The sequence below is a fragment of the Dellaglioa sp. CoH-56-MRSF-11 genome, assembly GCF_056782135.1.
In genome coordinates, this window is record NZ_JBXAYE010000099.1 from 1 (window position 1) to 281 (window position 281).

General features: G+C 63.3%; 2 protein-coding genes. Both read right to left on the minus strand.

Annotation, left to right across the window (positions count from 1 at the left end; all coding sequences use genetic code 11):
- Positions 1–122: DUF2274 domain-containing protein (locus tag AC1RPT_RS08000; protein ID WP_481763022.1), on the minus strand; the 122-nt coding region annotated here is incomplete at its 3' end.
- The gene (locus AC1RPT_RS08005; RefSeq protein ID WP_481763023.1) at positions 119–274 is read right to left on the minus strand and encodes a TrbI/VirB10 family protein; all 156 of its coding nucleotides are present in this window, start codon (positions 272–274) and stop codon (positions 119–121) included. The genes AC1RPT_RS08005 and AC1RPT_RS08000, both read right to left, overlap by 4 nt.
- Positions 275–281: the final 7 nt, after the last annotated feature.

A 281-nucleotide genomic window follows, 5' to 3' on the forward strand; every position in this document is an offset into this window, starting at 1 on the left:
TGCGCGTGTAGCGCGGCGTAGCGGTCGAGGTCGACTTTCAAGCTGGTCGGGCAAACGAAAGTCAGCTTGGTGCTCTCGGTCTTCGGCAGCGGGCCGAGCCGCAGCTTCTTGGTCGTGCTCATCGTGAAGTCCCCCGGTTGAAGAACAGCGGCTGGTACGGCCGCAGCACCAGATCCCGGTTGACGATGATGCGAACCGGCAGGCCCGGCCGTTGCGTTAAGGTCGGCTGGATGTTGAGGTTGCGCCGGGTCATCTCCTGGCCGACCTGATTGATGCTGTCC